At 66.8% G+C, this 9,000-nt stretch carries 10 protein-coding genes; 3 read left to right on the plus strand and 7 right to left on the minus strand.

The window, feature by feature from the left end:
- Window positions 1–14: 14 nt before the first annotated feature.
- From fghA to HUK82_RS01350, 5 genes are all read right to left on the minus strand, one after another.
- Window positions 15–866, minus strand: coding sequence for an S-formylglutathione hydrolase (gene fghA, locus HUK82_RS01330; protein ID WP_176612224.1), 852 nt, complete (start codon window positions 864–866; stop codon window positions 15–17).
- 3 nt (window positions 867–869) lie between these two features.
- On the minus strand, window positions 870–1,985 hold the full coding sequence (locus HUK82_RS01335; RefSeq protein ID WP_176612225.1) for an S-(hydroxymethyl)glutathione dehydrogenase/class III alcohol dehydrogenase: 1,116 nt from the start codon (window positions 1,983–1,985) through the stop codon (window positions 870–872).
- A 658-nt stretch (window positions 1,986–2,643) separates the two neighbouring features.
- Entirely contained in the window at window positions 2,644–3,735 is a 1,092-nt protein-coding gene (locus tag HUK82_RS01340) for a branched-chain amino acid aminotransferase (RefSeq protein WP_176612226.1), read from the minus strand.
- 120 nt (window positions 3,736–3,855) lie between these two features.
- A complete protein-coding gene (locus HUK82_RS01345; protein WP_373318268.1) occupies window positions 3,856–4,641 on the minus strand; it encodes an ABC transporter permease in 786 nt (261 codons plus the stop codon).
- Complete coding sequence (locus tag HUK82_RS01350; protein WP_176612239.1) at window positions 4,638–5,378, minus strand: ABC transporter ATP-binding protein; 741 nt, start codon at window positions 5,376–5,378, stop codon at window positions 4,638–4,640. The genes HUK82_RS01345 and HUK82_RS01350 overlap by 4 nt, the downstream gene beginning before the upstream one ends.
- Before the next feature lie 296 nt (window positions 5,379–5,674).
- On the opposite strand from HUK82_RS01350, the gene HUK82_RS01355 reads away from it, so the two are divergent.
- Window positions 5,675–6,493, plus strand: a complete 819-nt coding sequence (locus HUK82_RS01355) for a class I SAM-dependent methyltransferase (protein ID WP_176612227.1) — start codon at window positions 5,675–5,677, stop codon at window positions 6,491–6,493.
- 23 nt (window positions 6,494–6,516) lie between these two features.
- Entirely contained in the window at window positions 6,517–7,707 is a 1,191-nt protein-coding gene (locus tag HUK82_RS01360) for a lipase family protein (RefSeq protein WP_176612228.1), read from the plus strand.
- A 50-nt stretch (window positions 7,708–7,757) separates the two neighbouring features.
- Here HUK82_RS01360 and HUK82_RS01365 read toward each other — a convergent pair whose 3' ends face one another.
- Window positions 7,758–8,132: a DUF3597 domain-containing protein gene (locus HUK82_RS01365; RefSeq protein ID WP_176612229.1), complete on the minus strand. Its 375-nt coding sequence runs from the start codon at window positions 8,130–8,132 to the stop codon at window positions 7,758–7,760.
- Between the two features lie 238 nt (window positions 8,133–8,370).
- Between HUK82_RS01365 and HUK82_RS01370 the strand changes: the two genes are divergently transcribed.
- On the plus strand, window positions 8,371–8,595 hold the full coding sequence (locus tag HUK82_RS01370) for a hypothetical protein (RefSeq protein WP_176612230.1): 225 nt from the start codon (window positions 8,371–8,373) through the stop codon (window positions 8,593–8,595).
- A gap of 22 nt (window positions 8,596–8,617) precedes the next feature.
- On the opposite strand, the gene HUK82_RS01375 is transcribed toward HUK82_RS01370, so the two are convergent.
- The coding region (locus tag HUK82_RS01375) for a JAB domain-containing protein (RefSeq protein ID WP_305144396.1) at window positions 8,618–9,000 on the minus strand (383 nt) is incomplete at its 5' end.

Consider the following 9,000-nt stretch of genomic DNA (forward strand, 5'->3'; position numbering starts at 1 on the left):
CCCGGCCTGTTCTGTCAGAGGCTTTTGAGAATGGCCGCGTGATGGGCGATATGGTCGCCTATGAAGCTCTGGATGAACCAGTACGAATGGTCGTAGCCGGGGCGGCGGTTCAGCGTCAGCGCCTGACCGGATGTGCGGGCCGCGGCCTCCAGGTGATGGGGCTGTAGCTCGCGCTCCAGAAACTGGTCGCTCTCGCCCTGATCGATCATGATGGACGTCGGGTGGGTATGGCCGGCATTGAGCAATGCCGTCGCGTCCCATGCGTTCCACAGCGCCCTGTCCGGGCCGAGATAGGCGCCCAGCGCCTTCTCGCCCCACGGCACGGCGGCAGGATGGACGATCGGCGCGAAGGCCGAGATCGAACGCCAGAATCCCGGCGCCTTGAGGCCATGCACCAGCGCGCCATGGCCGCCCATCGAATGGCCCATGATGCCCCGCCGTGCCGGATCGAGCGGGAATGCGTCCTCGACCAGACCCGGCAGCTCATCGGACAGATACGTGCCCATGCGATAATGCGTGGCCCAAGGTTCCTGCGTCGCGTCGAGGTAGAAACCCGCCCCTGTGCCGAGGTCGTAGGACGCGTCCTCCCCCGCCACGCCCGCGCCACGCGGGGACGTATCGGGCGCGACGAGGGCCAGACCGTGCTCGGCGGCAAAGCGCAGGGCGTTGGCCTTGATGACGAAGGTTTCCTCGGTGCAGGTCAATCCTGCCAGACAGTAAACCACTGGCACCGGTGCGGCGGCCGTCGCCCCCGGGGGGACGAAGACCGCAAAATTCGCCTTCAGCCCGAGCGCGTCGGACGCGTGGCTGTAGAGGCCGAGCGTGCCGCCGAAACACCGATGTTCGGAGCGTGTTTCGATCGTCACGGTTCAGAACTCCACGACGGTGCGGATGCTCTCGCCTTTGGTCATCAGGTCGAAGCCTTCGTTGATGCGGTCGAGCGGCAGCTTGTGCGTAATCAGGCTGTCGATGTCGATCTTGTTGTCCATGTACCAGTCGACGATCTTCGGCACGTCGGTCCGCCCGCGCGCGCCCCCGAAGGCCGATCCGATCCAGCGCCGTCCCGTGACCAGCTGGAAGGGACGGGTGCTGATTTCCTGACCCGCGGCGGCGACACCGATCACCGTCGAGACGCCCCAGCCGCGATGGCAGCATTCCAGCGCCTGACGCATCAGGGTCGGATTGCCGACGCACTCGAACGAATAATCTGCGCCCCCGCCGGTCAGTTCAACCAGGTGGCCCACCACATCGCCGTCGGGGCCCAGATCCTTGGGGTTGACGAAATGAGTCATGCCGAACTGGCGCGCCATCTCTTCGCGGGCCGGATTGATGTCGACGCCGACGATCATGTCCGCGCCCACCAGCTTGGCGCCCTGAATGACGTTCAGCCCGATCCCACCGAGACCGAAGACGACCACGGTCGATCCCGTCTCCACCTTGGCGGTGAACAGGACGGCACCGATGCCCGTGGTGACGCCGCAACCGATATAGCAGACCTTGTCGAACGGTGCGTCCGGCCGGATCTTGGCCAACGCGATCTCGGGCAGCACCGTATAATTGGCAAAGGTCGAGCACCCCATATAGTGCAGCACCGGCTTGCCCTTGTAGGAAAAGCGCGATGTGCCGTCCGGCATGACGCCCTTGCCCTGTGTCGCACGGATCGACGTGCACAGGTTTGTCTTGCGCGACAGACACGACTTACATTCCCGGCATTCCGGGGTGTACAGGGGAATGACGTGGTCGCCGGGCTTCAGATGCCTGACACCCGGGCCGACCTCGACCACCACGCCGGCCCCTTCATGGCCGAGAATGGCCGGGAAAAGTCCTTCCGGGTCCGCGCCGGACAGGGTGTATTTGTCGGTGTGGCACAGGCCGGTGGCCTTGATCTCGACCAGAACTTCACCGTCCCTCGGGCCGCCGAGCTGTACGGTCTCGATCTCCAGGGGTTTGCCGGCCTCGAAGGCGACGGCTGCTCGTACGTCCATGCTGTTGCTCGCTTCCCGATCGTTCACACTGGCCGCCGCGCGACGACCGTCATGGCGTGACCTTATAGGATCGAAAACCCGGTTCAAGGCGCGGGGCGGAACGGTTGCGAAACTTTTCGTCCGCCTTGAACGTGGCCGACATTCAGCCTCCCCGCAGCCGACACGGCGTTCACCTGCGGCCGGTCCGACAAGGCAGACCCGCGCCCGACTCGTCCCTCGGCCGGTCGTGCCTGCGACGTCATGCGTGCCGACCCTACGCTGCGCAGGCCGAGGACGCGGACATCGTGAACGCCGATGCGCCGACGCGCTGCCGTTACGATGGGATCGCAATTTTAGGGGCGTTTCACCCGCTCCACGACCGGCCCGCAGGTCTGCTGGCAAAAGCGCTCGACCGTGTCGCGCGCGTGATGGTCATCGTAGGGGCACCCGGGACGGCCCGCAGCCTGCGCTCGCCATTGTCATTCGACGAACGTGTCGGGCTGATCGGGGCCGTCGTCCCCGACGCCACGCGGCACGGACGACGGCGATCGCGCCTTTCACCGACGACCTCTATCGGCCGCTGTCCCCGGCGGTCGGCGCCGCAGGACATCGTCGCGGGGGGGGGCAGGCGACCGACATTCCGCCGAATGGCGCGATCGCGTCATCTCCCGCCATGCGCTCAGTCGATGGTGTGCACCCAGCCATGCGTGTCGGGCGCGGTGCCGCGCTGCACGTTGACCAAACCGTCCCGCAGTGCGCCGGTCACGGGGCCGTTGCTGCCGTCCAGACCGATGCGACACGTGCCCGCCGCGTGGCGGAACGCACCGATCGGGGTAATGACGGCCGCCGTGCCACAGGCGAACGCCTCGGTGATGCGGCCGCTTGCGGCGTCGGCATAGATCTGGTCGATGGCCAGCGGCTCTTCCACCACGGTGTATCCCTGCTCGCGCGCCATGGTCATGACCGCGTTGCGCGTGATGCCGGGCAGGATGGTGCCCAGTGGAGGGGTAACGATCGTTTTGTCGTCGCGCACGAAGAAGATGTTCATGCCACCCATTTCCTCGACCCATTTGCGTTCCACCGCATCAAGGAACAGAACCTGGTCGCACTCGTGCTCGGACGCTTCGGCCTGCGCCAGAAGACCCGCGGCGTAGTTGCCGCCGCATTTCGCAGCACCGGTCCCGCCCGGCGCCGCGCGGGTGTAGTTCTCCGACACCCACACGTTGACGGCCTTGCCGCTGAAGTATGAGCCGACCGGCGAGGCGATGACCATAAACAGGTAGTCGCTCGAAGGCTTGACGCCGAGATAGACGCCATTGGCGAACATGAACGGGCGCAGGTACAGGCTTTGCCCTTCACCGGTCGGGATCCATCCACGGTCGATCCGCACCAACTGGTTCACAGCCTCGACAAACAAGTCTTCGGGCAGCTGCGCCATCGCCATGCGGGCGGCGGACTGGTTGAAACGCGCGGCGTTCGCTTCCGGACGAAACAGCCGCACCACATTATCCGTGGAGCGATAGGCCTTCATGCCTTCGAAGATTTCCTGCGCATAATGCAGGACCGACGTCGCGGGATCGAGGGACAGGGGACCGTAGGGCACGACGCGCGGGTTGTACCAGCCCTTGTCGATATTCCAGTCGATCATCACCATATGGTCGGTGAAGGCCTTGCCAAAGCCCGGGTTGGCAAGGATGGCCTCGCGCTTCGCATCGGCCACCGGATGGGCCGACCGGGTCACGGTGAAGTCGAATGTCTTGTCGCCGCTCATGTGAAGGCTCTTCCTGCTTGCGTCCTCCGGCGACGCCGCAGCGGCCGGGTCGATATCGCAACATCAAGTCCCGCAATTGCCAGCGGAGGTCAAGGGTGACGCCCACTCGACAGCTCGGGCTCAGCGCGACGCCATCCAGCGCCCCAGAAGACGGTTCTGCACGCCTGTGGTGACGCCGAACAGGCACAGGCCGGCCAGGGTAATCAGAAACAGGGCGGCGAACATGCGCGGAATGTCCATCTGGAAGCCGGATTGCAGGATTTCGTAGGCCAGCCCCGCGCTGTTGCCGCCGGTGCCGGCCACGAATTCGGCGACCACCGCCCCTACCAGCGCAAGACCGCTGGACACGCGCACCCCGGCCAGAAACAGCGGCAACGCGGAGGGCAGGCGCAACCGCCACAGCGTCTGCCAGCGCGTCGCGCGGTGCAGCCGGAAGTAGTCGGCAAGTCCCGGATCGATGCTTTTCAAACCTTGCAACGTATTGGCGATGACCGGAAAAATCGCGATCAGCATTGCGCAGAGAACAAGTGCGGCGAAGGTGTTGTGCACCAGAATGACGATCAGGGGCGCGACCGCAACGACCGGCGTGACCTGCATCACCACCACGTACGGCATCAGGCTGCGTTCGATCACGACGTTCTGCACCAAGATGAACGCGATGACGCTGCCGATGACGATCGATAGTCCCAGCGCGGACAGCGTCACCAGCAGCGTGCTGCCCAGCGCGTGCGTCAGGGTCGGTGCATCGCGCCACAGGGCATGGCCGATGTCGGTGGGGGCGGGCAGGACATAGGGCGGGATCGACCACGCATCGCACGCGCCCTGCCACAGCCCGAGGACGAAAAACAGCACCAGAGCGGGCCCTACGATGCCCCGGACCATCGCGCCAAACGCGCCGCCGGTCATCGTGCCGCCTCGGCCAGCAGGCGGGTCAGATCGCGACAGATAGAGGCGAAGCGGTCGCTCAGGCGAAAATCCTCGTCGCGTGGTCCCGCGGGATCGACAGGGTATTCGGCGAAAATCCGGCCCGGGTCCGCCGCCATGACGATCACACGCGTGGACAGGAAGGCGGCCTCGGCAATGGAGTGTGTGACGAACAGCGTGGTCAGCCCCGATCGTTCGCACAGATGCACCATTTCAGTGTCGAGAGCAGTGCGGGTCAGTTCGTCCAGCGCGGCGAAAGGCTCGTCCATCAGCAGCAGCTCCGGCCCGGCGGCCAGCGCGCGCGCGATCGAGACCCGCATGCGCATCCCGCCCGACAGGGCCGAGGGACGCAACGCCGCCACGGACTCCAGTCCCACCTTGCGAAGGGCCTGATCGACCTTCGCGTCGGCCTGCGCGCGGGGCAGACGCTCCAGATCAAGTGGCAGGCGCACGTTCGCGGCCACGGACCGCCATGGCATCAGGGTCGCGTCCTGCGGCACGAGCGTCACCCGGTGCCCGGCCAGTCCGGCATCGACAAACCCGCGCCCCCACCACCGCACATGGCCGGAATCGGGTTCGAGAAGATTGGCCGCCAGTTTCAGCAGCGTGCTCTTGCCGCACCCCGACGGGCCGAGAAGGGTCACGAAATCCCCCGCCGCGATGTTCAGGCTGATGGGCGCCAGCCCGCGCGGCGCGTCCGACGAGCGCCCGGCGAACATGCGGCCGGCACCATGAAAGGCAAGCAGGGGGCGTGCGGGATCGGGGCGGGTCATGCCGTGGCAAACATCCGGTCGGCTGGAAGGTGAGACGACGCCCCGACCCTACGCGGTGACGCGCGGCGCGACAATGCGGCCCTGATGCCCCGATGGCCGGATCGGGGATTGGCCGGGCGCACGCGGGCCTGCATGGAGAATCAGTCCCTTCCGCCCACGGCGCGTTGTGGATAGGCTTCTGGCACGCCTTTCGCCGGCCTGTTCGCCGGACGGCACGCACGGGCTTAGGGGGAACGGATCGGATGACGAAGACTGAACACGGCGCACGTCGGGGACGCCGCGCGGCGGCAGGTATGCTCTCGCTTCTGGCGGTGGGCATGGCGGTGCCAACGATCGCGCATGCCAACGTGGTGCCGACCCTGGGACGCGGCAAACCCGCCATCGGGATCAGCCGCGCCATCGCCGACAACGACCGGCCGGAGCAGGACCGCAGCGCGGACGCGGCGCGCAAGCCTGCGGCCCTGCTGACGTTTGCGGGGATTCGCCCGGGCATGGCCGTGGCCGATGTGATGCCGGGGAGAGGGTATTTCACGCGTCTGTTCAGCAACGTGGTCGGCCCGAAAGGCCATGTCTATGCGATTGTGCCCGCGTGGCTGGCGCAGAAGAAGCCCACGGCGGCGGACGCGGTCAACGCGATCGCGCAGGAAGCGGCCTTCGCCAACGTCAGCGTGTCGGTGGAGCCGCTCGAGACCCTGTCGGTCCCGCGTCCGCTCGACGTCGTGTGGACCTCGCAGAACTATCACGACATCTATTACGGCCAGAGCGCCGACGCGGCACTGGCCTTCGACAAGGCCGCTTTCGCCGCCCTTCGCCCCGGTGGTTCGCTGGTCATCGTCGATCATGTCGCACTGCCGGGCGGCGTTACCGCAGACATCGCCAAGCTGCATCGCATCGACCCGGCCATCATTCGCCAGCAGGCCGAAGCCGCCGGGTTCGTGTTCCAGACGGACAGCACGGTTCTGGCCAACCCGTCCGATCCGCACACCGTGCCGGTGTTCGATCCCTCGATCCGGGGCAAGACGGACCAAGTCGTTCTGAAATTCGTAAAGCCCGCACGGTGATCGACGTGCGCGGAGGGGGTGGCATGAACGTCCTTCCCGTTCTTTCACTTGGTTTCGGGCTTGGTCTGGCGGCGTGCACAGTGCCCCCGGCCGCGACGGAGCCCGTCAGGCCCGTGACGCGAACCGCCGGCACGTTGCTGTCCAGCACGCCGCTGGACGGTGCCCTGTCGGTTCCCGATGCGGGACGCGCGTTCGCCATCACGTATCTCGCAACCGACGGGGTGACCGGCGCCGGACTGGTGCCCGTTACGGGCGAGGTGCTGTATCCGGACGGTCCGGCGCCCGCCGGCGGATGGCCGATCGTCGCCTGGGCGCACGGAACCGTGGGGATCGCCGACGCCTGCGCGCCATCGCGCAATGCGCATTCCGGGCGCGACAAGACGTATCTCGGGGCGTGGCTCAAGCGCGGTTTTGCCATCGTGGCGACGGATTATCAGGGGCTGGGCGGGGAGGGAACGCACGCCTACCTCAATACCCGGGTCGAGGCCTACAGCGTGCTCGACGCGGCTCGCGCGGCGCTGACCGGCCTGCCGGCCCTGCGCGATGCGGTGATGATCGTCGGGCAGTCGCAGGGTGCCGGGGCGGCCTTCGCGGCCGCCGCCTACGCGCCGACGTACGCGCCGACCCTCGATATACGGGGCACGGTCGCAACCGGTATCCCCTACTTCACGCCACAGATCGCGCGGGCGCTGATGACGTCGGCCGTCAACGCGCCGTCGGGTCGCGGCGTCGATCCGATGCTGGGCTATCTCTTGCTGATCGGTGCGTCGCGCGCGGGCATCGACCCGTCGTTCGATCCGGCGACGGTGTTCACGCCCCGGGCCATGTCCGCGGTGGAGACAGCGTCGAAAGAATGCCTGAAGGGCGTGGTCGACAAAGCCGAAGCGGACGGTCTGACACCGCGCAACGCGCTGAAACCGGGTGCCCTCGATGCGTTGGCACCGGCACTGGGCACCATGACGTTCCCGACGTTAAGGTTATCCGCCCCCCTGTTCGTAGGAACCGGCACGGCGGACCGCGACGTGTCGCCGCTGGGGCAGGCGGCGCTGGTCCACGACGCCTGTGCGGCGGGAACGGTGGTTCAGGCGCACCTTTACAAGGGGCAGGACCATTCCCAAACGGTACTGGCGTCGCTTCCGGATTCGGCCGCGTTCACGAACGCGGTCATGAGCGGTCGCTCCGTGGCGCCGGCGTGCGCGCCGGTACCGAAATAAAGGCTGCGCGGCGGGTGGGCGCGCCCACCCGCCGGTCACGGCCCCCGCTATCAGACGTTCGGAAACGTCCCGTTGTTGTCGGCCAGTTTCTGCCGGACTTCTTTGATCAGCCAGACATTCATCGTCGCCGTGTCGTTCTTGTCGCCGGTATAGTGCAGCTCCGTCGCCAGTTGCTGACGCGCGGTGAGGGAGCTGTCCAGACCCAGAAGCTTGAGCAGGTCGACGATCGACTCCTTCCAGTTCAGCGTCTGCCCGGACTTCGCGGCCAGACCGTTCAGGACCGCGTCGACGTCGACAGGGGTTGGTGTCGCGGCGGCCGGTGCCGCTGACGGGGTTGCAGCGGCGGGGGCCGAGCCGGGCGCGGCGGTCGTGGCCGCATTGGCATGGCCGAACAGTGCGGAAACAATCGAGCCGAAGATGCTCATGGTATGATCCTTTCAGATCGTGTGAGGGGGACAGTCCGGTCAGGTCGACGCGGAGCTTGCCAACCCGTCGAGGGGGCGGCAGCACTACAACGAAACTGCGCCGTCATTGTGGCGCCATGTCGAGGCGGCTTCGTGAAGTTTGAACGCGAATTTAGAAAACGCGCCTTTTTCCGCCGCAAACCGTCCTGTTGTCCGCCGTAATCCCGAGCCACCGTCAGCGACACAGGAGGATACGAAGATGAACGTCCGTTTCATTGCCTCGGTCGCCATCATGCTGGGTGCTCTCGGCTTCGGCCATGGCAGCGCGCATGCCTGGGGGTATTATGGCGGTCACTACTGGCACCGCCCGCATTATTGGCATCCTTACTATCCGCCACCGCCGCCGCGCCCTTGGGGGTGGTCGCGCGGTTACTGCTATGGACCGCCCCCTCCGCCGCCGCCGCCCCGTCCCTGGGGCTGGTGAGGGCCGCGCCGCTGGCGTCGGGCTACAGCAGCCCGTGCTGGCGGAAGCTCAGCCATTGTCCCGGTCCGATCACCATCATGTCGTGCAGGACGATCGACAGCGATCCCCCTTTGTCCGCGAGTTCACGGGCGAGGGGGCCGTCCCGATCGGCGATCGTGGCCAGAACCTGACCCCCTGCCGCGATGCGGACACCGATCAGGGCCGTCGCGTGGAGTGACAGCCCGCGAACGAGAACCGCGCGGACACCTGCCTCGGCCTCGAACGCCTCGTCGGCCAACAACCGATTGCGGTTGTCCAGGAACAGCATGCGAAGCTGCCCCGGCACCAGCGCACCGGCCTGCGCGTCGAAATAGGCCATCAGCCGGTCCCAGTCCCCGAGCGCCAGCCGGTCGCGCGGCTCGGGCC

The sequence above is a fragment of the Ameyamaea chiangmaiensis genome (genome assembly GCF_013376175.1).
Lineage (GTDB): Bacteria > Pseudomonadota > Alphaproteobacteria > Acetobacterales > Acetobacteraceae > Ameyamaea > Ameyamaea chiangmaiensis.